Source organism: Methanothermobacter tenebrarum (assembly GCF_003264935.1).
Classification (GTDB): Archaea; Methanobacteriota; Methanobacteria; order Methanobacteriales; family DSM-23052; genus Methanothermobacter_A; species Methanothermobacter_A tenebrarum_A.
The window spans coordinates 38,373-61,068 of the sequence record NZ_QLOE01000007.1; the positions used below are offsets into that span (position 1 = coordinate 38,373).

At 41.3% G+C, this 22,696-nt stretch carries 27 protein-coding genes; 14 read left to right on the plus strand and 13 right to left on the minus strand.

Going from position 1 to position 22,696, the window contains the following annotated elements:
• Positions 1-2: 2 nt before the first annotated feature.
• From DPC56_RS06065 to DPC56_RS06080, 4 genes are read right to left on the minus strand one after another with little or no spacing between them, the layout of a single operon-like run.
• A complete protein-coding gene (locus tag DPC56_RS06065) occupies positions 3-740 on the minus strand; it encodes a phosphoglycerol geranylgeranyltransferase (protein WP_112094186.1) in 738 nt (245 codons plus the stop codon).
• 24 nt (positions 741-764) lie between these two features.
• Positions 765-911 carry a 50S ribosomal protein L40e gene (locus DPC56_RS06070; protein ID WP_112094187.1) on the minus strand — a complete coding sequence of 49 codons (147 nt, stop codon included), beginning with the start codon at positions 909-911 and terminating at the stop codon, positions 765-767.
• A 5-nt stretch (positions 912-916) separates the two neighbouring features.
• A complete protein-coding gene (locus DPC56_RS06075; protein ID WP_112094188.1) occupies positions 917-1,426 on the minus strand; it encodes a DUF367 family protein in 510 nt (169 codons plus the stop codon).
• Positions 1,427-1,439: 13 nt separating this feature from the next.
• Complete coding sequence (locus tag DPC56_RS06080; protein ID WP_112094189.1) at positions 1,440-3,413, minus strand: VWA domain-containing protein; 1,974 nt, start codon at positions 3,411-3,413, stop codon at positions 1,440-1,442.
• A gap of 158 nt (positions 3,414-3,571) precedes the next feature.
• Between DPC56_RS06080 and DPC56_RS08345 the strand changes: the two genes are divergently transcribed.
• The 5 genes from DPC56_RS08345 (at position 3,572) to DPC56_RS06095 (ending at position 6,793) form a co-directional block, all read left to right on the plus strand.
• On the plus strand, positions 3,572-3,727 hold the full coding sequence (locus tag DPC56_RS08345) for a hydrogenase maturation nickel metallochaperone HypA (protein WP_146737619.1): 156 nt from the start codon (positions 3,572-3,574) through the stop codon (positions 3,725-3,727).
• Positions 3,728-3,741: 14 nt separating this feature from the next.
• Positions 3,742-3,897, plus strand: a complete 156-nt coding sequence (locus DPC56_RS08125; protein WP_146737620.1) for a hydrogenase maturation nickel metallochaperone HypA — start codon at positions 3,742-3,744, stop codon at positions 3,895-3,897.
• Positions 3,864-4,346 carry a hypothetical protein gene (locus DPC56_RS06085; protein WP_112094190.1) on the plus strand — a complete coding sequence of 161 codons (483 nt, stop codon included), beginning with the start codon at positions 3,864-3,866 and terminating at the stop codon, positions 4,344-4,346. Before DPC56_RS08125 ends, DPC56_RS06085 begins: the two co-directional genes overlap by 34 nt.
• Positions 4,347-5,282: 936 nt before the next feature.
• A complete protein-coding gene (locus DPC56_RS06090; RefSeq protein ID WP_112094191.1) occupies positions 5,283-5,972 on the plus strand; it encodes a DUF116 domain-containing protein in 690 nt (229 codons plus the stop codon).
• A complete protein-coding gene (locus DPC56_RS06095) occupies positions 5,957-6,793 on the plus strand; it encodes a TatD family hydrolase (protein WP_112094192.1) in 837 nt (278 codons plus the stop codon). The genes DPC56_RS06090 and DPC56_RS06095 overlap by 16 nt, the downstream gene beginning before the upstream one ends.
• Here DPC56_RS06095 and DPC56_RS06100 read toward each other — a convergent pair.
• Genes DPC56_RS06100 through DPC56_RS06115 form a run of 4 tightly spaced genes read right to left on the minus strand, consistent with a single transcriptional unit; the run spans position 6,785 to position 10,197 of the window.
• Positions 6,785-7,363 carry a TIGR00267 family protein gene (locus DPC56_RS06100; protein WP_112094193.1) on the minus strand — a complete coding sequence of 193 codons (579 nt, stop codon included), beginning with the start codon at positions 7,361-7,363 and terminating at the stop codon, positions 6,785-6,787. The two genes, DPC56_RS06095 and DPC56_RS06100, sit on opposite strands and share 9 nt — an antisense overlap.
• 1 nt (position 7,364) lies before the next feature.
• A complete protein-coding gene (hmgA, locus tag DPC56_RS06105) occupies positions 7,365-8,570 on the minus strand; it encodes a hydroxymethylglutaryl-CoA reductase (NADPH) (RefSeq protein ID WP_112094194.1) in 1,206 nt (401 codons plus the stop codon).
• A gap of 8 nt (positions 8,571-8,578) precedes the next feature.
• Complete coding sequence (sucD, locus tag DPC56_RS06110) at positions 8,579-9,436, minus strand: succinate--CoA ligase subunit alpha (protein WP_112094195.1); 858 nt, start codon at positions 9,434-9,436, stop codon at positions 8,579-8,581.
• 32 nt (positions 9,437-9,468) lie between these two features.
• Positions 9,469-10,197 (minus strand): hypothetical protein, encoded by a 729-nt coding sequence (locus DPC56_RS06115; RefSeq protein ID WP_112094196.1) that lies wholly within the window; start codon positions 10,195-10,197, stop codon positions 9,469-9,471.
• A 95-nt stretch (positions 10,198-10,292) separates the two neighbouring features.
• Between DPC56_RS06115 and aroD the strand changes: the two genes are divergently transcribed.
• Positions 10,293-10,955, plus strand: a complete 663-nt coding sequence (gene aroD, locus DPC56_RS06120; RefSeq protein ID WP_245923933.1) for a type I 3-dehydroquinate dehydratase — start codon at positions 10,293-10,295, stop codon at positions 10,953-10,955.
• Between the two features lie 3 nt (positions 10,956-10,958).
• Positions 10,959-11,573 (plus strand): S24/S26 family peptidase, encoded by a 615-nt coding sequence (locus tag DPC56_RS06125; protein ID WP_112094198.1) that lies wholly within the window; start codon positions 10,959-10,961, stop codon positions 11,571-11,573.
• On the opposite strand, the gene DPC56_RS06130 is transcribed toward DPC56_RS06125, so the two are convergent.
• The 3 genes from DPC56_RS06130 to DPC56_RS06140 all read right to left on the minus strand — a co-directional run bounded on the left by DPC56_RS06130 (position 11,566) and on the right by DPC56_RS06140 (position 13,804).
• A complete protein-coding gene (locus DPC56_RS06130; protein WP_112094199.1) occupies positions 11,566-12,519 on the minus strand; it encodes a zinc metalloprotease HtpX in 954 nt (317 codons plus the stop codon). The genes DPC56_RS06125 and DPC56_RS06130 overlap by 8 nt on opposite strands.
• Before the next feature lie 94 nt (positions 12,520-12,613).
• Positions 12,614-13,282, minus strand: a complete 669-nt coding sequence (locus DPC56_RS06135) for a histidinol phosphate phosphatase domain-containing protein (RefSeq protein ID WP_112094221.1) — start codon at positions 13,280-13,282, stop codon at positions 12,614-12,616.
• An 84-nt stretch (positions 13,283-13,366) separates the two neighbouring features.
• Entirely contained in the window at positions 13,367-13,804 is a 438-nt protein-coding gene (locus DPC56_RS06140; protein WP_112094200.1) for a hypothetical protein, read from the minus strand.
• A gap of 76 nt (positions 13,805-13,880) precedes the next feature.
• Between DPC56_RS06140 and DPC56_RS06145 the strand changes: the two genes are divergently transcribed.
• From DPC56_RS06145 to cca, 7 genes are all read left to right on the plus strand, one after another.
• Positions 13,881-14,729 carry a pantoate kinase gene (locus DPC56_RS06145; RefSeq protein ID WP_112094201.1) on the plus strand — a complete coding sequence of 283 codons (849 nt, stop codon included), beginning with the start codon at positions 13,881-13,883 and terminating at the stop codon, positions 14,727-14,729.
• A gap of 101 nt (positions 14,730-14,830) precedes the next feature.
• Positions 14,831-15,361, plus strand: a complete 531-nt coding sequence (locus DPC56_RS06150) for a class I SAM-dependent methyltransferase (RefSeq protein WP_112094202.1) — start codon at positions 14,831-14,833, stop codon at positions 15,359-15,361.
• Between the two features lie 26 nt (positions 15,362-15,387).
• Positions 15,388-16,176, plus strand: a complete 789-nt coding sequence (locus DPC56_RS06155; protein ID WP_112094203.1) for a 2-amino-3,7-dideoxy-D-threo-hept-6-ulosonate synthase — start codon at positions 15,388-15,390, stop codon at positions 16,174-16,176.
• Between the two features lie 236 nt (positions 16,177-16,412).
• On the plus strand, positions 16,413-17,537 hold the full coding sequence (locus tag DPC56_RS06165; RefSeq protein ID WP_112094205.1) for a 3-dehydroquinate synthase II: 1,125 nt from the start codon (positions 16,413-16,415) through the stop codon (positions 17,535-17,537).
• Between the two features lie 24 nt (positions 17,538-17,561).
• Complete coding sequence (locus tag DPC56_RS06170; RefSeq protein ID WP_112094206.1) at positions 17,562-18,482, plus strand: HPr kinase/phosphorylase; 921 nt, start codon at positions 17,562-17,564, stop codon at positions 18,480-18,482.
• A gap of 9 nt (positions 18,483-18,491) precedes the next feature.
• A complete protein-coding gene (gene thpR, locus DPC56_RS06175) occupies positions 18,492-19,049 on the plus strand; it encodes an RNA 2',3'-cyclic phosphodiesterase (protein ID WP_348638838.1) in 558 nt (185 codons plus the stop codon).
• Between the two features lie 2 nt (positions 19,050-19,051).
• Positions 19,052-20,422 (plus strand): CCA tRNA nucleotidyltransferase, encoded by a 1,371-nt coding sequence (gene cca / locus DPC56_RS06180; protein WP_112094207.1) that lies wholly within the window; start codon positions 19,052-19,054, stop codon positions 20,420-20,422.
• Here cca and priS read toward each other — a convergent pair.
• Together priS and DPC56_RS06190 are read right to left on the minus strand one after the other, a co-directional pair.
• Entirely contained in the window at positions 20,419-21,384 is a 966-nt protein-coding gene (gene priS, locus DPC56_RS06185) for a DNA primase catalytic subunit PriS (RefSeq protein WP_112094223.1), read from the minus strand. The two genes, cca and priS, sit on opposite strands and share 4 nt — an antisense overlap.
• Positions 21,356-22,651 (minus strand): DNA primase, encoded by a 1,296-nt coding sequence (locus DPC56_RS06190; protein ID WP_112094208.1) that lies wholly within the window; start codon positions 22,649-22,651, stop codon positions 21,356-21,358. The genes priS and DPC56_RS06190 overlap by 29 nt, the downstream gene beginning before the upstream one ends.
• Positions 22,652-22,696 lie beyond the last annotated feature (45 nt).

Consider the following 22,696-nt stretch of genomic DNA (forward strand, 5'->3'; position numbering starts at 1 on the left):
GTTTAGGGTTTTCTTATGGATTTTACTATCTCTGATATTTTTTCTTTGATGTTTGTAGCATTTTCTACTATTGTCCCTGTTACTATTATGTCCGCGCCAGCCTTTGCTGCTCTTCTAGCGTCTTCTCCAGTTCTTATCCCGCCGCCTACTATGAGTGTTAGGTTTGTGGACCTTTTCACCCTTTTTATCATCTCTGCTGGTACTGGTTTGTCTGCTCCGGATCCTGCTTCTAGGTAGAATAGTCTCATTCCTAGTAGTTCTGCTGCCATCGCATAGGCTGCTGCTATGTCTGGTTTTTCCCTTGGGACTAGCTTGGCGTCCCCCACCCATCCTACTGTGCCTCCTGGTTCTATCACAAGGTAGCCCATGGGGATGGGTTCTATTTTCATCTTTTTTATGGTGGGTGCGGCTAGTGCCTGGGCTCCTATTATCCAATATGGGTTTGTGGAATTCAAAAGTGTCATGAAAAATATGGCATCAGCGTGGCTTGTTATGCCTGAAATGTTACCAGGGAATAATATTATGGGGACGTCTAGGTTCTCCTTGAGCGTTTTTGCCGTTTTTTCTAATTCTATGTTGTCGGTAGTTGACCCGCCGAGCATTATCCCATCGGATCCTCCTTGGATCGCTGCAGTTGCTACTTTGAGCGCTTCCTCTGATGTTTGTTCTTCTGGGTCGATGAGGGTGAGGTGCATTTTCCTCTCTTTGAGGATATTGTTGAAATAATCTTCAACCTTCATATTGGACACAAAAGAGTGGGGGATTTAGCCTCTTGGATCTTTCGCCTTGAACCTTAAACCTTTATAGCCGCATTTCCTGCACCTTGTAGCATTTGGCGGGTTTCTTGCATTACATTTGAAGCATATTTTGACGTTGAATATTCTCTCCTCTGCTACTTCGAATTTTGCCATTAGTATCATCTCCTTATGAATTCTTCTTGGATTTTGACAACTTCTCGGCTGTTTTTAGCCTTTGAGTATGCCTCTAGTAATTCCCTGTTGAGGTCTAGGAAGTGGGGACCCCATTTGAATGAGGACATTATATTGACTGCTATATCTTTTAATCCAATTATATAAAAGGTTGCTGCTAGGGCTTCTGCAGTTGACAATATAAAGGGTTTGCCATAATTTGTTGGATTAGCAGCTACTAGGTATGGTAGCGCCCTATGATACCTTTTAACTGCGAAAATTGGTGAAGACTTTTTAACCTCTTTCCATGAACAATCTAGGGCTGTAACACCCCATTTGAGGATCCTGTCTTTGTCTGATGGTGATAAAGCCTTCTCTGCGAATGGGTTGAGTACTATGCTACCTCTTGGTATCCTCTTGGGGCTTGTTACTATCTTGATTTTCCCCATCCTAGCCAATTTTAGGCTTGTACACTTTTTCCTGTCACATTCCTCTGCATGATAAACGATGATCCTCATAGTCTCTTTTTTTCTAGAATTGGTTTCTTTCGTAGTCCATTATCTTAGGTATTGCAAGTGATGGGTCTTCTAGTTGGTCTAGGTCGTAATATCTTCCACCTGATAGCATTGCAAGTTCCATGTTTATATTGCGGCCTTGTTGGAATTTTCTCTCAAAATTTATAACTACTGTGTGTATTTCATTTTTGTTAAGTTCTCTTCCGAGTTCCATGACATCCTGGATTGGCCTGCCCTCGATGCCGACGTTTGGCATGCCATCACTTAATATTAACATCACTGGCACGTATTCTTCTTTTTTCTTCTCTTCTTTAAGTATTTCAAGTCCCTTTTTTATACCGTGGGCCATGGGTGTGGTGCCACCTACTCTAATGTTGTCTACTTTTTGTTGGAATGACTGGGCTCTCTTGGTTGTGGGTATTATTATCTCTGCTTTTCTTCCTTTGAATCCTATTACGCTTAGTTTGTCTTTGTGGCGTTGTGCGTCTTGTATTATCTTGTTTAGTATGTTCTTTATCTTGGCTGCTTTCTGGTCTGTGAACATGGAGCCGCTTATATCTACTACGAGTGCTATGCTGGCCCTTGCCCCATGTTTTCTGATCTTTTCTCGGAGATCTTCAGGTTCTACTCTTATATGGTCTTCTGATTTGAGGGCTGCTGCTCTTAAGGTTGCGTCTATCGCTATGTCCTTTGATTTCCCCTTTAACATTTTGCTTTTCACGTATTTTCCCTTTTCTGTCTTTGATTCTACTCTGCTGCCGTAAAGTCTCCTGTTCTTTTTGCCTTTAAATTTTAGGATGCTTTTGAGGTCTATGTCAACTTCTTCTTCTTGTATTGTCCTCTCACTTGGGTTGGGTGTCATCTTCAAGTCTGCTGAGCCTAGGCTGGGTTGTCTGCTCTCACCACCGTATCCCTTCTCATCCGGCGGGGGGTTCCCACCCCCTGTGGCCTCGCCCTCAGCCGCCTCGCTAGATTCTTGTCCCATTTCTGTTTTTGCTTTTTGTATTTGCCTTTTCACGTCCTGGCGGGCGTATGATCTTTCAGGTATTCTTTCTCCTAGGACTAGTTCAACAGCCTCTTCAAGGTCTTCTGGCAGGACCCTTGTTCTACCATTGTATGCTGCTATGGTCTTTGAAGCTTTAAGGATAGCTATATCCGCCCTGTGACCGTCCACGCCCACGTTAACGCATATTCTCGCTATGAGTTCTAAAAGTCTTTCGTCTATTTTAACTTTGGCTAGTAGTTTCCTTGCGTTGAGTATCCTCTTTAGTAGTTTTTCTTGTTTTTCTTGGAATTTTTTTCTGAAGGCCTCTGGGTCCTCCTCGAATTCTTCTCTACGAGCCATGATCTTCACTCTTTCTTTGATGTCTTGGATGGTTTCCACGTTAATGTGTAGGCCTATACGGTCTGCTAGTTGTGGTCTTAGCTCTCCTTCCGCTGGGTTCATTGTACCTACTAGTATGAACCTAGATGGGTGTGATATTGAGATACCCTCCCTTTCAACATAGTTGATGCCGTAGGCTGCCGCGTCTAGTAGAACGTCTACAAGGTGGTCGTCTAGGAGGTTTATCTCATCGACATAGAGTATGTTACGGTTGGCCTCCGCTAGTATACCAGGTTCTAGGGCTTTTATACCCTCCTTGAGAGCCTTTTTTATGTCTAATGATCCGACTACCCTGTCTTCTGTTGAACCTAATGGTAGTTCAACGACTCTCATCTTTTTCTCTTCAATTTCAATATTATCCTTTGACTTGCAGAGTTGACAGAGCGACTCCTTGTCATCAGGGTTGCAATTGAATGGGCATCCTTTAACAGTCTTTATTGATGGTAGCAGATCCGCCAGTGCCCTGACTGCTGTTGTCTTACCTGTACCTTTATCGCCCCTTATCAGAACCCCACCAATGGAAGGGTTTATTGCATTTAATATTAGGGCCTTTTTCACTTTTTCTTGTCCTACTATTGCCGTGAATGGGAAAATCAAATTCTTCACTATACTCACCACAAGGAAAAAATATCCTAAGACTATATACTATTATCCCTTTTATAAAATAAGTCATTTCCCCAGATCATACTCTAAACACATTTTTTAGGAATAAAAAAACTATTAATAAAAGATAAGATTATAATATATTGTTGAGGTGAGTTAAATTGTGTACAGTAGGGGGGCCAATGGCTGATATAAAAATGAGAAAACTCAAAACCAGGCGCTGTAAGTGCCTTGATTGTGGTAATGAGTTCAAAGGTGTTGGTAAGAGGATCATATGCCCATCATGCCAATCAGATAACATAGAATGCTCCGAGTAGGAGGGGATGATCTCATGTGCAGTGTAGGAGGGCCCATGGTAGACATAGACCTTAAAAAGGTCACAAGTCGCAAATGTAAGTGCCTTGATTGTGGTAATGAGTTCAAGGGTGTTGGTAAAAAGGTCAGATGTCCATCATGTCAGTCAGAGAACGTAGAATGTTCAGAATAAAAAAAGATGAGATACTATTCATCAGCGGATACAATGGCATCGTTGGCGTGGTGAAATCGGAAGAACCCCGTAACATATACATGGGCACCCCAGAAGGTGAGATAATACTATCACTGGATGAAGATGACCTTATAGCCGTCTCAGCATTCGAAACAGGCCCCATAATAGAGAAGGCTATAAAATGTATGATACACTTCCTAAGAGAAGTAGGAACCCCCCTAATCGTCCTGGAAGAGGGTCATCCAACCTCCAAACGCCTTAAAATGGTCGTATCGGCCGGTGAAACCATAAAACTAGACTGTAACATAACCCCTGGGACTCACCCAGAACAGGATCTGCTCTGTTCGGCCCCAGAATTGTCAGGTACGATTATAAAAGCCGTGAAGGATGGTATAGTAGTTCAAGGAGAAGTTGAAAGGACAAGAATAGACAAGATAAAAAACTCCTAGGACTCATTTTTTAATAAGAAAATGGAGGGGGAGATTTTTACAGAGGTTGGCAGCTTGTTGTTGATTTTTGTAGAAGTTTATTTCCTTGCATAGGCGTATATGGGATTCTTATAACTTATTTTCCTGATTGTTGTTGTGGCATAATTTGGTGAACGATTATTAGGTTTCCATGTACTTTTTAACATTGTATGCTACTTGAAGGCATGTTTTTTTGGTGAGAGCACCCCCCCAGCATTAGTACTTAATGGGGTTTGTCGATGGGCTAATTTTTAATGATTATGTTTAGTTGCTGGTATTCAAGCTTATCATTTGTTGTTACCGCATGACCAACAGTTACTGGGTAGGTTGTTCACCGTCACCTTATAAGTTCTCTTAGACAGCAGCCTAGTAAATGTTTTGTCCAATTTGAACCATAAGGTTTTTCTCTTAAACTATTTGACCGTTTATTTTAAGTCGTGCCATGCATCCCCCCCTCAAGTCCCCAGTATTGTTGATATTAGCAGTTACCGTCACATTTAATGGTGCCATGCCACCTTTTGGTGTCACTCTAAGATACTATGGGGATTTTGTCTCACCGACTATTGTATGGGTTTCCAATCTTATCAGAGACCCCCCACATCCAAGTGCATAATCATCATCTGACCATCATATATAGTAGATTTTTTTTTTGTCGAATTTTGCCAAATAGACATCTAATGATCTTGTTTTAATATCTTCTCTAGGTTGTCCCCATGGACTTTTATATTCCCAGCTGATAATCTTCCCATTTTTTTGAGGGTAGTAAACATGCTAAAAAATGGAAAATAAATAACTGTCCTTCATCACCTTCCAAGGGGTGTATACTATTCTATTTTAAAAGTTGGGTGAATATATGTACTGTGTTATATTTTCGGTTTACAAAAAGTTATTATATACGGTTGCAACAATCTATCCAATGTGATGATGGTAGACTTTTATCAATTATTTGGCCAGGTCATCCTCCTTGTGTTAATGGGCATTTTATTATTGCTCTTGTTGAGCCTATTCCTCGGGAGGATACTATTAAAAAGTGATCGTCTAATATTCCCCAGACTACTCCTTGTAACAGTAGATTTGTTCTATGGGCCCTTTAAACGGTTTGCGAGCATCCTAGGAGTTGATGAGAGTATAGTGGACCAGATAGGGGTTGAAGTTAGGAACAAGATTAACGAGGAAAAATTCAATAGTATAAAAGCAGAGGATAAGCTCTTGATACTCCCACATTGCCTAAGACACCCAAAGTGTGAAGCGCCATTAGAACCTTCAGGTTTACAATGCAAAAATTGTAAAAAGTGCATAATCAGCATATTAAAGAATAAGGCTGAGGAAATAGGCTACCGCGTATTCATAATACCAGGTTCCACATTCCTTAAAAAGATAGTGAAAGAGAACAAATTTAAGTCAGTGCTCGGCGTCGCCTGCTACCAGGACTTGAATATCGCCATGATGAAATTATCCAAATTCGCACCCCAAGGCGTGCCACTCCTCAAGGACGGATGCTATAAGACCAAAGTAGACATCAGCATGGTATTAGAGAAAATGGGGATAAAAAAACCAAAGAGAATCCGCCTAGAATGTGGGGCTGATCATAGATGGACATCAAAATAACAGACAACCATATCCACGTTGATCATATCAATGGTGAAGGGCCTGTGAAAGTGGCTGAAAAGTTCCACAGAGCAGGCGGCAAAAGGATGATAATACCCAACAAGCCTACTTGGACCATCCAGAAACCATCAGAGTTCGAGGAGGCCATGAAACTCGTCATAAAATATGCGAAGATAATAAACTCCCAAACTGAAGTGGAAGCATATCCCATAGTAGGAGTGCACCCAGCAGAACTTTCAAGGCTCATAGAATCCGGCACACCCATCAAAGAGGCTGAAGCACTCGTCAAAGAGGGGCTTGAATACGCCCAGAGGCTAGTATCTGATGGGAAAGCCGTAGGTATTGGCGAAATTGGAAGGCCACATTATCCTGTAGAAGAAAGTGAATGGGAAGCCCACAACAGGATATTATCATATGCATTGGAACTTGCAAGGGAAGTGGATTGTCCAGTGCAACTCCATACTGAAAGTTCAACCCCTAGACAATTCCAAGAATTTTCCAAGATGGCTGAAAAGGCTGGTATGAAAAAGTATAAGGTTATAAAACATTTCTCAGGCCCCTATGTTAGTGAGGATGAAAATTATGGGCTCACACCATCCCTGATAGCTTCACGTGACGTTATAAAAAAGGGCCTAGAGAAGGGTGGTAATTTCCTTATGGAGACTGACTACTTGGATGATCTGGGCAGACCCGGAGCAGTATTGGGTCCTAAAACCGTTCCAAGACGTACGAGGGAGTTTATCCAGAAGGGTCTTATGGATTTAGAGGATGCTTATAAAATCCATGAGGAGAACATAGAAAAGGTTTATGGTCTAGTGTGAACCTCCAAGGAATATGCTTATAAAAGTTATCATAAGGCCTATGGCTACAATCTCTATACTAGTTTTGAAGATGTTCTCCCTTGATATTATCCCAAGGTAGATCCCGAGTACAACTAATGCTATCATAGACAGTAGTATTGTGAGTATTGTGGCTGTTATCCTATCTCCTATGAAGAAGAATGGTATGGTGGGTACGAATGCGCCGAGGAAACTTGAGAATCCATGGGTGAACATGCTCATATATATCCTCCTTTTGGCTTGTTGGTGTATTATCGTGTCGTTTAGGCTGCCTTTTTCCATTATCATCTTCTTTTCAAGTTCTCTCATTGTACGGGTTTCCTCGGCTCTTTCACCGATGAAAGAACCAAAGGCGTTGGACATTGCAAGGGCTATGCCCCCACTTAATCCTGTAATACCAATAAGATAATTTTCTATTTCAACTCCGCCTATGCCTGCAACGCCACTGGCCGTTAGTGTAACACCCATAACAGCTAGTATCCCATCGAGTGTTCCTAGTGCGATATATCTACTCATGCTAAGATATTCATGGATGAATTCCCTCAAACCCATCTTAGGATCCTCTACCTAATCTCATATGCGCCCTTGCAAGGTGTCCTGCTGCTAGGGCGCCCATTAATGACAATTCACCTGCTAGGACGGCCCCGGCGACTATCTCTGCGAACTTGTGGACTTTACCAGACCCTCTGACGCCCATTATCTCGAGGCATTCTGTCGCGGTTTCTAGTCTTGTTCCCCCACCTACAGTGGCTAGTGGAACATCAGGTAGTGTGACTGAAAAGTATAAATCTCCGTTGATTTCTTCGGCTGTTGTGATGCCCAGGCTTCCTTCGGTGATGTGTGCTTCGTCTTGTCCCGTGGCCAAGAATATTGCCCCTATTATATTTGCATAGTGTGCGTTGAATCCCATGCTCCCGGATATGGCCGATCCTGCGAAGTTTTTCGCGAGGTTGACTTCTTGTATCGCCTTTGGTGTTGTTTTAAGTATTCTTTCTACTATCTTGGCTGGGATTTTCACCTCTGCTGTAAGGCTTTTTCCCCTGCCTTCTATGAGGTTTAGTGCTGCTGGTTTTTTATCTACGCATGCGTTTCCACTTAGGGCGATGAGGTGGGCTCCTGTTTCCTTGGTTAGGAGTTTCATGGCTTCTTCTGTGGCTATTGTTACCATGTTCATTCCCATGCTGTCTCCTGTTGTGAAAACGAATCTTGGGTAGAGGTAGGGGCCTACTATGAGTATTGGGTCTATTTTTATCAGTTTTCCGTGGCGTGTTGTTGACTCGGCAGCTTCTTTTAGCCGTTCGAAGTTTTCTTGGATCCATTCTCTGACTTTTAGCGCTTCTTGTATTGATTCTGTTCTGATTACTGGGGCTCTTGTCATCTTGTCTTCTGTTATCCTTACTGTTGCGCCTCCTGCTTTTGTTATAGCTGAGCATCCTCTGTTTACTGATGCTACGAGGGCTCCTTCTGATGTTGCGAGTGGAATATAAAATTTGCCTTTTGCATGTTCTCCGCGGATTTTGATGGGTCCTGCGATTCCTAGTGGTATTTGTATTGTGCCGATTGGATTTTCTATGTTCCTTTTTTGGGCTTCTTCCATGTTTATTGAATAATTGGAGATGTGTTTTAGTTTTGTTCCTGTTATTCTTTCTATGAATAGTCTTCTCAGTTCCACTGCTTCTTCTATGCTTGTATATTTTTCGATTTCGTGAAGTTTTATTTTTCCTTCTTTTAGTCCTTTTATTATCTCTTCTTTTATCATATGATCCCTTATAGTTCTTTTAACATTTCTGGGATGTCTGATGGCCTTTCAGCTACTTGTACATCCGCTCTTTCTAGGGCTCTTATTTTGCTTTCAGCTGTCCCAGCACCCCTTTCTATGATTGCACCTGCGTGTCCCATCCTTTTTCCCGGAGGGGCTGTTCTACCTGCTATGAATGCCATGACAGGCTTTGATATGTGCTCTTTTATGTATTCTGCCGCTCTTTCTTCGGCGTCCCCGCCGATTTCCCCTATCATGAGCATGGCCTTTGTATCCTTATCCTCTTCAAACTTTTTAAGGACATCGGCGAAAGTTAGGCCGATTATTGGGTCGCCCCCAATACCTATACATGTGCTCTGGCCCATACCAGCGCTTGTGATCTGGTGGGCGAATTCGTAGGTTAATGTTCCACTCCTTGAAACTATGCCAATGTCACCCTCTCGGAAGATGTGCCCGGGCATTATACCCAATTTACCTACTCCTGGGGTGATTATACCTGGCGTATTAGGGCCTATGACTGTTGTTTCCATTCTTTTAGCATATTCCATGATTTGCATTGAATCATGGACTGGTATGTGCTCTGTTATTATAACTACGAGGTCTAGGTGCTTTATGGCCTCGTAGGCTGCGTCTTTTGCGAAGGGTGCTGGTACGAATATTATGGATGCGTTGACATCTGTTTCTTCTTTGGCTTCTTCTATTGAATTGTATATTTTAACTCCTAGGAGTTCTTGACCTCCTTTGCCGGGTGTTACACCGGCCACGATCTTTGTACCGTAATCTAGCATTTGGCGGGTGTGGAATGATCCTTGTTTTCCTGTTATGCCTTGTACGAGGCATCTGGTATTTTCATCTAAGATTATCATACTAAAAACCCCCCAGAGGATATATTATTTTTTTATACTTTTAGTATTCTTGTTCTTTCTTCGAAGGGTGCGGCTAGGTCTATTATGTTACCGTTTAGGAAGGCTGTTGCTGATACTATAACGCTTCCTGGTATTATATGTGATGGTGATCCTCTTTTTACGAGGTAAACATTTTTGTTGCCTAGTGCAGCGCCTAGCATGGCCCCTGCGACGACACCTATACTTTCCATATCTTCTATTGTGGCTGCCACGACTGGGTCGTCTGTTTTCTCCGATACGTAGCCAACTCCTGGTATTTTCCTTGTTCCGGGTTTTATCTCTTCGCTGACATCTGTAACACCATCCATGCCCTTGGCGGCTTTGATTGTTGAATTCGCAACATTTGACACGAATTCTTCACCACCGTATGTGTCGAATGATAATATTATAGCATCTGGGTACCTGTCCTGTCTTATTTTAGCCTCTGCATAGGATATGCCTTCACCAGCACCCTCAGGGGTGCCTGATATCCCCTCAAGATCCCCCATATCCTCTGAATTCTCCTTTAGGATGTGGATTATGGCCCTGTTTATCTTCGCGGTCATACTATCATCTACAAATGCGCTTATAACAACATCATCCCCTGTTATGTTAGTTAAAGCCGCCTTGTAAGCTCCCAAGTCTACTAGTATTGGGATGTCAGCCTCTAATTTCCTTATCAATTCCCTGCTACAACTTGTATCATTCGCTGATATATCAGCTCCAATAGAAACTATCTTCAACAAGATCACCTAATAATCATATAAGAAAACACCTTGTAAAAATATTTTAATAATATTTTTTATCCTTTCCAAAATTTGTATGAGAGGGTGGAATTTTGACTCTGATATGCGCGCCAATAATCGAAAAAAACATGGAAAAAATACCCGAAATCGCCACCGAATATATTGAAAGGGGTGCTGACATACTAGAACTTCGAATAGACGCCATGAAAGACCCATCAAAAGCCAAGATAAGGGAACTTGCAAGTAACATCCAATATCCCTTCATAGCCACCAACAGATCCCCGGATGAAGGTGGACTTTTCAAAGGCTCGGAGAAAGAGCGGATAGAATTACTAGTCGCGGCTGCAGAAGAAGCAGAATATATTGACATAGAATTACAGACCAAAAAAGAAGAACTCAAAAAAATCATAGAACTTCCAGTAAAGAAGATAATATCCTATCACAATTTCCATGAAACCCCCACCTTGGAAAGATTATCAAGGATTGTGGTAGAAGAAAAAAAGATGGGGGAAATAGCCAAGATAGCTGTGATGCCCAAGACAATAAAAGACACACTAACCATATTAGAATTATCATCTAGAGAGGATGATCTGATCGCAATATCAATGGGTGAACTCGGAAAATATACAAGGATCATCACACCATTATTCGGATCACCCATAACATATGCAACAGGTGGAAAACCCTCAGCACCAGGCCAATTAGAGATCGAGAAAACCCGACTAATACTTAAAGAACTAAAACCCAAGGAGTAGACCATGAGAAAATCATATATTCTATTACTACTATTATTGGTTGTTGCAATTGGAACAGGCCTATACATCCATGAGAATAAGACAGTGAACATAATCATAGAAACTGATGGTACTACAGTCACTGTTAAAACTTCCACACTATTTTTCACTCCAACACCAGCTGGCATGGAGGAAGAGATCGCAGATTACATGGAAAGTGTCATAAATAACCCTGATAGCACAGTAGATTCCATAAAAGCTGATGTGAAAAATATAGCCTCAAGGTATGGTTACAATGATGTTAATGTCCAGTTAAAATCACAATTCGGCGTCGACCAATTACCCATGCTTGCCCGGGTCAAAGGAAACTCAATGTATCCAACACTAAGGGATGGTCAACAATTAATAGTCCTAAAGACGAAAGATTTCAAAGTAGGGGATATCGTAGTGGCAAAACACCCAGAATATGGTCTGATCGTGAAAAGGGTGGGGAAAATAGAAGGGGACATGGTATATCTCATAAGTGACAATAAAAATGTTGAAAGAGTCTACACAGGAACATCCATAGTAATCCTGGTGCCATTGAACACATGGATTCACAAGTCAGATATCATAGGGGTTGTGAAAGAGGTTATGTGAGCTCTGAGAGTCTCTTTATCCTCTTTAACATGTTGGGGTGTGTTGAAAGCAATTCCATTATCCTAGCAGCGGCACCTATCTTCACATCTCTGTATTTTATCTGTTGTAGTTCCCCTTCACTTATGGTCCCGTTCATGTCAAGGTCTACTTGGCGCAGATCCTCTATCTCAGCGGTTGCACGAGAAACATCATTCACGAAAAAAGCCTTTAAACCTTCAACTTCCCTTATTTCATCCTCTTCTGATGCCGCCGACCCGTATACGAGCTTGTAGAGTGCGCTTGCCAGTTTGTGTGGTTGGCCTCCTATCTCAACACTACCATAATCTGCATAGTATTCACGGACCCTTGAAATGAATAGGACTATAAGTTGTCCAATAAGGTAGGCTACGAGGGCTAGGAGTCCTATTAGGCTCATGTCCCTATCCCTGCTGAATATTGAACTTATGTAGATGTAGTAGCATATTAGGGGTATTGCACTTACGAGGGTCATGACTATCATGTCATTGTGCCTTATATGGGATATTTCATGCCCTAACACAGCCTTAAGCTCTTCTTCGTCCAAAAGCCTTAATATTCCACGCGTCACGCAAACTCGCCCATCAGATTTCGTTCTCCCGAACGCAAAGGCGTTCGGTATCCCTATATCAGCTATCCCCACCCTCGGCTTGGGTATGCCAGCTTTCATCGCGAGTTCTTCCACCATTGCATGCAGTCTTGGGGCCTCCTCGGGTGAAACATATTCTACACGCATTGTGGCCTCAACTATACTTGGTGAAATAAGATATTGTAATAATATGATGCCAAGGCCGAGTAGCATGTAGAATAGTGGACCTCCAAATCCCATGATGGACCCTATCAACATTAGTATAACATAGATTATAGCAAATAGGAATATCGTAGCTAGAAACATTCTAAGTTTCAATTTCCAAGTGCCTATCCTTCCCATTTTGGGTCATTACCTCCCTTTAAACTTTTTTTTATCAATTATATAATTTCTAATATTTATTACTTTCTGTAACTAAAAGAAGTGTGGTAGGGGCTTAGACTTTTATCCTATTCTTTCTGAGTATACTCTGGGGATTATCTTCTAGGATCTCTTTAAGTTCTTTTTCGGGGATTCCAGCGCCAAGACCTATCTGGTATGCCATATTATAGTCTATAAGGTCATTAGGGTGGTGTGTGTCAGTGTTTATCACAAGGGAAGCCCCTACCTCCATTGCAACAGATGCAACATGGCCATTAGCCAGACAATGCCCACTCCTTGCGGTTATCTCCAAGGCTATATCATTATCCTTAGCCATTTCAGCCTCTTCATAGCTTATAAGGCCAGGGTGGGCTAGTATATCAACCTCGGAAGATTCTAGAGCTGCTCGGTTGGTTCCTTCTACTACAGGTTCTACTATTGTTTCACCATGGACTACTATAATTTCAGCCCCTAATTGCCTAGCCTTTGATGCCAATTTGTCTATTATCTCTATAGGTGCATGTGTAATCTCTGCCCCTGGGATCACCTGGATATTCCAGTTTTCATTTACGTCAGAGACAGCATCTATAAGGTATTCTATAGTGTTTATGTTAGATGCGTCTATATGGTCTGTTATGGCCACTGCCTCATGTCCGAGTACGCAGGCGCGTCTAGCAATCTCTGATGGTAAAAGTTCACCATCACTCAACAGACTATGGGTGTGTAAATCTATCCTACCATTGATCATATTAGAGTATATTAAATCTTCAAGGGATATACTTGATGTTTTTTTAGAGGATGTATTCCCACAGTTTTGACAGTTGACTTTTTAGTCTGAAATGCTATGTGGATAGACAAGTTGCAGATATGATGGTCCATTTTCTTTTCTGAGCTTAAACTCCCATCTTTCCACATTGGAATCTATGACCTTGAATTCTTCTTTGTATTCCGTAAGGTTTTCTGTTTCTGTGAATTCAATGTTTATACACTCATTTAAATTTTTTGTGACGTTGACTCTTATTGTTGCTTCGTTTGGGTTTGAAGAAATTATTTCCAAGTCTTCAGGAGTAAGAAACGTGGTATATTCATAAAAAGTGGAGCCTTCAGTAATTTCAGTTGAATTTGTCATATTAGAGTTTTTCTCTGCGAAGTAATCATTGATTTCTTGCGTTATATCCTCTTTGTCTTCTTCGGTAAGCCCAAAAGTCGCGCAACCTAAAATTGACGCTATCAAAATCAAAACCCCGATAATGTGGAGAGATTTCATCCAACTCATCCCCCCTATGTCTCGATAAAATATTCCTGCATATATTTTATGGAGAAAAACTTATCTTTCTAGTAGTATGAAAGTTGAGGTATTTGTACCGGCTCATATAACAGGATTTTTCCAGATAATTGAGGATAGTAACCCGCTTAAGATGGGTTCTCGGGGTGCTGGTGTAGTTATAAACAAGGGGGTTCGGACCAAAGTCAAATTTTCAAGGAGTGACAAGCAAAGAGTAATTGTTGATGGTGTGAATGATTTTATAACTTGGAAAGTGTTGGAAATTCTTAATGAGAGTTTTGAATTGCCAAGTTTAAAGGTTTATCATGAACTTGAAGTTCCAATTGGTTGCGGTTTTGGCGTTTCCGGAGCTTGTGCCCTGGGAACTTCACTAGGAATATCAAGGTTATTAGAGCTTCCTTTAACTGTTAATGGTGCTGCTTCAATCGCTCATCGGGCCGAGGTCGAGCTTGGAACGGGTTTGGGTGATGTTATCGCGGAATTGAATGGGGGTATCTGTCTAAGATTGAGAGAGGGCGCTCCAGGCCATGGAATAACCGATAGGATAATCCATGACCCATTATATGTGGTCTGTAAGGTCTTCGGGGAACTTGACACAGCCACAGTAATTAAAGATCCTAAGAGTAGGGATATGATAAATTTTATAGGATCTGGGATGCTGAAAAGGCTGGTCTCTAATCCTACTCCAGAAAATTTTATGGGTTTGTCTTATGAGTTCGCAGAGAAAACAAAACTTTTAACAAGGAATGTGAAAGAACACTTTGAAATAATCGAAGAAGAGGTTATAGGGGCTTCAATGGCGATGCTCGGCGATACAATATTCGCTCTTTCAAAGGAACCTGATACGAGCTTGGATAATCCCATCATAGCAAAAATAGATTCTAAAGGCGCCAGGTTTATCCAATAGGGGGGGGGAAATCAAATCCACTTAAATTATATATTATTAATCAAACCATATATTAACCGTTAGTTTCTCCTTCCTTGTAGAATAATGGTAGGAATCCTCATATGATAAAGATAGTATATGATATCGGAATTTACAGAAAGACTCTCAACGATCTTATAAAAGAAGATGATATCGTAGTGGAGATAGGATCCCATGTAGGAGGGTCAACAAGGATAATAGCAGAAAAAACCCGGAAAGGGAGGGTTATAGCAGTTGACAAAAGCCCCCAAGCATATGAGGCTATGAAAAAACTTCAAATGGAATACCCCAACCTCGAATTCATCCAAGGAGACGTCAGACTCCAAGAAACCCTCAAAAAAGTCCACGATCATATAAGATCTTGTGACGTCTTGGCAGTGGACCTTGGGGGCGGCCATCATCCAGACACAACATTCAAAGTATATTTTATATGGTCATCAACACTAAAACCCAGAACCTCGATTATAAGGAACAGGGGACTCCTAGATTTCGCGAACTCTTCAAAAATGGAAGAGGATATCTCATCAGATATGGGCTGGCTAGAATCAAGCAGCCATGGGGGTGTGCCTCCAAGACTAAAAGAATTCAAGCTCTGGTCTGAAAAATTATATTAAAAGGCAAGATTGGGGAGGTAAATCATATGATAGGTAAAATAATTAGAATGGAGAGAATAATAAACCGTGAAACAGGCAGAACGGTCATAGTACCGATGGACCACGGAGTCTCCATAGGCCCAGTCCCCGGCCTATTGGACATGACCAAGATAATAGACCAGGTAGCTACAGGAGGAGCCAACGCAGTTCTAATACATAAGGGGATAGTTGTAACGGGACATAGAGGATACGGGAGAGATATAGGCTTAATAGTCCACCTTTCAGCCAGCACAAGCCTAGGACCAGACCCAAACAATAAAGTCCTCGTAACATCAGTAGAAAAAGCCCTGAAACTCGGAGCAGACGCAGTATCCGTGCACGTAAACGTAGGATCCGAAACAGAACCTGAAATGCTAATAAAACTCGGGACAGTAGCAGAAACTTGCGACGAATGGGGAATGCCACTTATAGCAATGATGTACCCAAGAGGCAAAAAAATAGAAGACGAACACGACCCAGAAGTCGTTAAACTCGCGGCAAGAGCCGGGGCAGAACTAGGAGCAGATATAATAAAAACAAATTACACAGGAGACCCAGACACGTTCAAAGAAGTTGTAGAAGGATGCCCAGTGCCAGTAGTCATAGCGGGAGGACCCAAAGTCGAAACAGAAGAAGAACTCCTACAAATGGTCAAAGATTCAGTAGAAGCCGGAGGGGCGGGAGTAGCCATCGGAAGGAACATATTCCAGGCAGAATCCCCAGAAAACATGACAAGGGCCATAGCAGCCATAGTACACGATGAAATAGATGTTGAAGAAGCGCTCAAAATGTTATAATAGGATGTAAAATAAACTCTGTGGGGGGGATCGCATATGAACTCAAAATCTAAAATCCACCCATTGGGAGATTTCAGAGTATGCAATTTAGAGCCATCCCCCCACACAGAGTTCTTGTTTAGGACCCTATTGTGTAATCTTTCTGCTCAAAAAAAATTAAAGCACTTTACCCTCATAAGTTTTTTTGGAGGTGAAAAGCCCCCTGGGATAAAATTTCCAGTATGCGGGCATGAAAGATGAAATTTGCTTGGATAAAAACACCAGAAACTGAATGGGAAGAGAAAAAAACCTTAATAACAACTGCACTTGAATCTGGCATAGACCATATACTAGACAGGGAGGACGTCGAGAGGATACACAAACTTGGAAACATAAAAGTCATAGCTGATGACGAAGACGCTGACATCATATTAGTAGGGGTTAATGGTGAAGGAGACGGCACATTCCCACTACCCAGCAACCTAGAAGATTCAAAGGATCTCATGGCAGCGAAAAGCCTTAAAAGACAGGGCAAACCCATAGCAGCCTATGTGGAGATAAAGGGTAAAAGGTATGAAGAACTTGCAAGACTCCTCGGCAAGACAGTAGACTACCTCATCCTAGTAGGAAAAGACTGGAAGATAATACCCCTCGAGAATATAATAGCAGACCTCCAAGGAGAAGATGTTAAACTAGTAGCCGCAGTGGCAGATGAAAAAGAAGCAAAAACAGCCCTAGAGACACTGGAACATGGAACCGATGGTGTTCTCATAGAACCGGAAGATCCATCACAAATAAAGAAGATAGCGAAACTGATCGAAGATATAAAGATGGGCTACTATGAACTCAAACCAGCCACTATAACAAGACTAGAACCCGTGGGCTCAGGTGACAGAGTCTGCGTAGACACTTGCTCAATAATGGACATTGGAGAAGGGATGCTTGTAGGCTCATATTCCCAGGGACTATTCCTAGTTCACAGCGAATCCCTAGAAAGCGAATACGTGGAATCAAGACCATTCAGGGTTAACGCGGGCCCAGTACATGCGTATGTGATGACACCAGACCATAAGACCAAGTATCTTTCAGAACTTGAGGCAGGAGATGAGGTTTTAGTTGTTGACAAGGATGGTAAGACAAGACCGGCTATAGTTGGCAGGGTTAAAATCGAAAAAAGGCCCTTGCTCCTTGTGGAGGCAGAATATGAGGGCATGAAACTAAGAACACTATTACAGAACGCCGAGACAATACGCCTAGTCAGTGAAAAAGGCGAGCCGGTGTCGGTCTCAGAGTTAAAAGAGGGCGATAAAGTACTGGTATATGTTGAGGAGGCCGCAAGACATTTTGGAATGGCCATAAAAGAGGCTATAATAGAAAAGTAGTGTGGGGGTAGACCTACGTATAAGGTGGAGATTATAAGCCCCCAAGAGAAGGATAGTAGGCTTGATGAGCTTGCAGAGAAGGTATACTTTGAGAGGAAGGCTAACATTCATGGCGCTTGTGTCAAACTTTTAACGGATAATAAAAGTTTCAAGGAGGAGTGGGAGGACAATTTCAAGTTCATGAACGAGGATATAAGGCCACATGCCAAGGTCTTCACTGTGGAGGATGGCGGACCCCTTAGGGTATTCTATGAACCACTATCTAAGACTAGTATAATCCTCAACTGCGACTATTATGGTTGGGTTAAGAGCATAGCACTTGCCACGATCGCAGACTTCTTCGAAGATTACCATTCAGAACATAGGAGATATTCCGTCCATGGTTCAGCTGTTGACTGCCAAGGACAAGCCCTGGCGATCATAGGACCCCCAGGGACTGGGAAAACAACACTCACTTATGGTCTCCTGTTAGATCATAGGTATAGTTATGTTTCTGATGACTGGTTTTTCACACGCATATTTGAGAATGGTATAATGGTATACTCTTCAGAGAAGAACTCTTATATACGTGATGATATAGCAGATTCTTGGAGTGAATACAAGGCCCTTATAGCAGAGGTGAGCCTAGACGAGAAGAAGAGGGGTATTGCTGATGTTAACAGATTATTCAATGGTAGGATCAGGGAATCATCCAATCTTGGGGTTATAGTACTCCTTGAAAGGGATTTTAATCATGAACCGTTTAGGAGGCTTACAAGCAGAGAAGCCCTCAATTATATGAAAAAGAATGACTTCTGCAACCCACACCAACTTATAAGGGATGATAGGAAATATAGGCTCAGATTAAAATTTTTCAAGGAAATATTCCATGAAACAGAAGTCTACCTACTCAACACTATAGAAAAGCCAAAGGAAAGCTTGGAGAGGATAAAAAACATACTATGAGGTTAAAACATGGAGAAAATAAGAAGCTTCCTTGCAATTGACGTGGACAACACACTCAAAGACAAAATAATAGAAGTCCAAAAAGTCATAGAAGGGGCTGACGCCCAAGTAAAATTCGTGGAACCAGAAAACTTACACTTCACCTTAAAATTTTTCGGCCAAATAAACAATAAGATGATAGAGGAACTTTCAAGGATAATCGAGGAAAAGATAGGATCATACAAACCATTTAAGCTTAAAATAGAAGGCATGGGGGTCTTCCCGAATAAAAATTATATGAGGGTAATCTGGCTAGGAGCCGAAAACCCCAAGGAATTCTCAAAAATCCAAAAAACACTCGACGATGAGTTCAAAAAATTAGGATTCAAGAAAGAGAAAAACTATATACCACACCTCACCATAGCCAGGGTCAAAGGGGGGAAAAACAAAGACAAACTACTGGAAAAGATAGAAGAACTTGAAGACATTCAAATAGGGGAAATGCAAATAAAAGAATTAAAACTTAAAAAAAGCGAACTCAGACCAGAAGGACCCAAATACACTACAATCAAAACATTCAAACTATAAAAATGGACTATGAAAAAATAATCTCAAAGATAACACCAAAAAGACAAGAAAAAGAAGCTGTTAAAAAATTCACCAATAATCTAGTCAAAACCATAAACCACATAGCAGAAAAAAAGAATATAAAAGCTAAGGCCACAGTTGTAGGATCAGTTGCCAAGGGCACTTGGCTCAGAGGAGAAGCAGACATAGACATATTCATAAAATTCCCACTTGAAACGCCAGAAGAAAAACTCAAAGAGGATGGCCTATACCTCGGCTATGAATGCATAAAAGCCATGGGAGGCCAAGCAGAGGAAAGATACGCCGCACACCCATATGTTACAGGTCACATGAAAGGCTATGAGGTCGACCTTGTACCATGCTACGATATAGAGGATGCCTCACAGCTCAAATCAGCAGTAGACCGGACAATACTACATACAAGATACATCAAAAAAAACTTGAAAAAAGAACAGAGAAAGGAAGTATTATTACTTAAAAAGTTCATGAAGGCCATAGGAGCATATGGGTCAGAGTTCAAGGTAGGTGGATTCGCAGGTTACCTCTGCGAACTACTCATAATAGCATATAGAAACTTTCAAAGCGTCTTGGAAGCTGCTGCACTGAAATGGAGAAAGGGCCAGATAATAGACATCGAAGGTCACGGCACCGGTAAATACTTTGACGACCCACTAATTGTTATAGACCCTACAGACAAGAACAGGAATGTTGCAGCAGCACTTACACAACAAAAACTTTCAGAGTTCATAATAGTGGCGCGCAGTTTCCTAGAAAACCCAAAAGAAGAATATTTCCAAAAAGTGGAATACTCACATGATAAAGGGAGAATCAAAGCCAAGTTCATGGAAAGGGGGAGCAAATGCATCATCCTAGAATTTAACCCCCCAAGTGTTCCAGCAGACACCTTATACCCCCAACTGAAAAAAACTATGGACACTCTAGTATCACACTTTTCAAGGGAGGGGTTCAAGGTAAACAGGAGCGCTTATTGGACTGATGAGAAGAAAATTAGCCTGATCATATTCGAGTTCGAAACATGGAAGTTACCAGCTTATAAGAAGCATATGGGGCCTAGGATTTGGTCAAGAAAACATACGAAGAGATTCCATAAAAAGTATGGTGACAGGATCTGGATAGAAGATGACCGCCTCTTCGTAGAGAGGAAAAGAAAAGCCACTAAACCAGAATCATACCTTAAAAGCCTCCTCAGTAGGATAGAATATTTAAGAGTTGGTAAACACGTGAAAGAGGAACTCAAGAAAGGTTACAAGATCTTTAACATAAAGGAATACCTTGAAAGTGAACAGCCACGAGAGGTCTTGGAATTCTTGGATGCTTTCCTAGACCCTGGAAAACACTTGTGGAGGTCCTAGGATTTTTCCTTCACAAAATCTGGCACAGCATCCCTCAGAGGGTCGAAACTTTCAAGATCCTCTACATGGGTGCAGATCATACTAACTTTAGAGTGTAATGAACTGGGAAGTCTCAATATCCTTTTAAGGTCAACTGTCACCCTAGCATCCACCAGTTGGAGGTTTAACTTGGCAATACCCTTTATAAGTCTCTCATATACCCTGGGTCCTATTATATCCCTAAATTCACCCCATCTATCAGCTCCTATAAGATCCCTATATTCTAGGATCTTATTCATTGTTTGACGTGTTATATCCTCAATTTTTTCATCCCCGTTCAAGTGCAAGATAATATAACGACTTCTCTCTGTGAAAACCCTAGGATAACCCAATGGGACCATAAAATGGTCTAAGCTACGTACTCTACCCTCAAAGTCAGTGTATGAGAACCTTGGGATGTCTCCGCCTATAACATATTTTAGTATCTGACTTCGGACCTCAGAATCTGATTTAAGTATGATAGGATCTAATACACGTATATGGTAGCCCCTACCAGAATATATAACATGGATCTCGCGCAAGCCTAAATCGTCCTCTAATGTGTCTATAATCATGGCCACTATCTCTTTGGCTTGATCGAGGCATTTTTCACACACATTATCACACTTACATTGTCTTACTGGGATGTCCTTAGCGTCAACATCAAATACTAACTCTGATGATCTCCAACCTTCACGTTTCCATGGCCTATCATATAATGCTACAGAAGAATAAGCGGCATATGGAGCTCTGTATTTCATGAATTTTGTGAGGAATTTTTCGTCACGGAAGAACCTGTACCTATCATTTGGGCCTTGGCCCGTATGATCGAATCCGAATTCTCTGAGATGGATACTTTCCCTTATAAAATCTGGTATTCTTTCTATTTTCCATTCCATTGTATAATATTTTCTTCTATCTTCTGCTGTTGCTTCTTGGAATATCCCTATCACCTTCTTCTTTTCTTTTTTGCCATCGTTTCCTGTTGTAGTATGTGAGGGGGTTTTGGATTTTTTCGCATAAATTATCGGGTTTGCATAATATTGGTAGGTGTATTTTTATTTTTTCACAGCTCATTGGGGTGTACCATTTGCTTTCCCCTTCATTTTCTAGTCTGGGTGTTTCATGTAATCCGAATCCGAGTTTTGCTGTGATGTTAAGTTTTTCTTGTGGATCGTCTTGGAATAGTGGTGGTTCGCAGTTATCAGCCGCCTCATATATTAATGGTAGTATCTCATTTAGGGTTATGTTAAGTGTTGGATCGAAATCTGAAACCTTGTGAGGTTTTCTCTCTTTGAAGACGGCCGGGTATAATCTTGCATAGGATATGAAACTTGTGAGTAATAGTACTATGGCATCGTTTCTGTTACCAGCTTTAACGCCTTTTATGGTATTTTTTATACATGGTGGGAATGCGTCAAAATCTAATTTGGAGGCTTTTATTGTTCCAGGCTTGGTCTTTTTGGGGATGAAAAATTCTCGACTTATCCTCTTTTGGATTTCATTCGCTAGTTCTACTAATATGGGGTGTGGTTCGATCTTCGCGGCCATTTCATTGACTTTATAGAGATATTCCTGGGTTTTTTGCATTATAAGTGCTGGTATGATATTTTCTCTTATGGAGTTGATTATTTGTTGGATCCTTTTAGGGGCTGATTTGTCTAGGATGGCTTTACCATCTTTAAGGATTAGCTCGGTTAGTTTTATTCTCCTATTTTCTAGGAGTTTTTCTAGTTGGATCCAGTGTGGTTTTTCACTATCTAACAGTTCATTTAAGATTTTAGATATTATATCATCCCTTACCTGGTGTTCAACCCTCAAGAGTCTTTCTTTAACGATTTCGCCTTCTGATTCTATGAATATGCGACTTTCCCTGGAATTTGGGTTGAATTTCGCGCCTATAGCCTGTGCTAGTATATGAAATGTTATAACATCAAATTTTGCTATTTGAGAGTTGAAGAGAAACCTGTAATATCCTGGCTGATACCTTCGATGGCCCTTCTTTTCCAAGTACCATTCAATCCTTTTAATTGAAAGTTCCCAGAGGCTCCCAGGTATTTTGGAATCATCATCAAGTCTCTGGCCACTGGTATATTCTATAATATTAATGAGTCTCTCGTCCTCTTCTATGATCTTGTTAAGGTCTCCTTTGGCTTTTACAATTTGCTTTGCTTCTTGTGAGAATGGGTTTATGAAAAATGTGGATATCATATTTCTCTCCTAACCTTCACTAATATGGTTGTTCTGTGCAATCCT

Bases quoted from the DNA above. Each gene is read 5' to 3' on its own strand.
- DPC56_RS06065 (WP_112094186.1), bottom strand. From the start codon at position 740: ATGAAGGTTGAAGATTATTTCAACAATATCCTCAAAGAGAGGAAAATG.
- DPC56_RS06070 (WP_112094187.1), bottom strand. From the start codon at position 911: ATGGCAAAATTCGAAGTAGCAGAGGAGAGAATATTCAACGTCAAAATA.
- DPC56_RS06075 (WP_112094188.1), bottom strand. From the start codon at position 1,426: ATGAGGATCATCGTTTATCATGCAGAGGAATGTGACAGGAAAAAGTGT.
- DPC56_RS08125 (WP_146737620.1), top strand. From the start codon at position 3,742: ATGTGCAGTGTAGGAGGGCCCATGGTAGACATAGACCTTAAAAAGGTC.
- DPC56_RS06085 (WP_112094190.1), top strand. From the start codon at position 3,864: ATGTCAGTCAGAGAACGTAGAATGTTCAGAATAAAAAAAGATGAGATA.
- DPC56_RS06095 (WP_112094192.1), top strand. From the start codon at position 5,957: ATGGACATCAAAATAACAGACAACCATATCCACGTTGATCATATCAAT.
- DPC56_RS06100 (WP_112094193.1), bottom strand. From the start codon at position 7,363: ATGGGTTTGAGGGAATTCATCCATGAATATCTTAGCATGAGTAGATAT.
- hmgA (WP_112094194.1), bottom strand. From the start codon at position 8,570: ATGATAAAAGAAGAGATAATAAAAGGACTAAAAGAAGGAAAAATAAAA.
- sucD (WP_112094195.1), bottom strand. From the start codon at position 9,436: ATGATAATCTTAGATGAAAATACCAGATGCCTCGTACAAGGCATAACA.
- DPC56_RS06125 (WP_112094198.1), top strand. From the start codon at position 10,959: ATGAGAAAATCATATATTCTATTACTACTATTATTGGTTGTTGCAATT.
- DPC56_RS06130 (WP_112094199.1), bottom strand. From the start codon at position 12,519: ATGGGAAGGATAGGCACTTGGAAATTGAAACTTAGAATGTTTCTAGCT.
- DPC56_RS06140 (WP_112094200.1), bottom strand. From the start codon at position 13,804: ATGAAATCTCTCCACATTATCGGGGTTTTGATTTTGATAGCGTCAATT.
- DPC56_RS06145 (WP_112094201.1), top strand. From the start codon at position 13,881: ATGAAAGTTGAGGTATTTGTACCGGCTCATATAACAGGATTTTTCCAG.
- DPC56_RS06150 (WP_112094202.1), top strand. From the start codon at position 14,831: ATGATAAAGATAGTATATGATATCGGAATTTACAGAAAGACTCTCAAC.
- DPC56_RS06155 (WP_112094203.1), top strand. From the start codon at position 15,388: ATGATAGGTAAAATAATTAGAATGGAGAGAATAATAAACCGTGAAACA.
- DPC56_RS06165 (WP_112094205.1), top strand. From the start codon at position 16,413: ATGAAATTTGCTTGGATAAAAACACCAGAAACTGAATGGGAAGAGAAA.
- thpR (WP_348638838.1), top strand. From the start codon at position 18,492: ATGGAGAAAATAAGAAGCTTCCTTGCAATTGACGTGGACAACACACTC.
- cca (WP_112094207.1), top strand. From the start codon at position 19,052: ATGGACTATGAAAAAATAATCTCAAAGATAACACCAAAAAGACAAGAA.
- DPC56_RS06190 (WP_112094208.1), bottom strand. From the start codon at position 22,651: ATGATATCCACATTTTTCATAAACCCATTCTCACAAGAAGCAAAGCAA.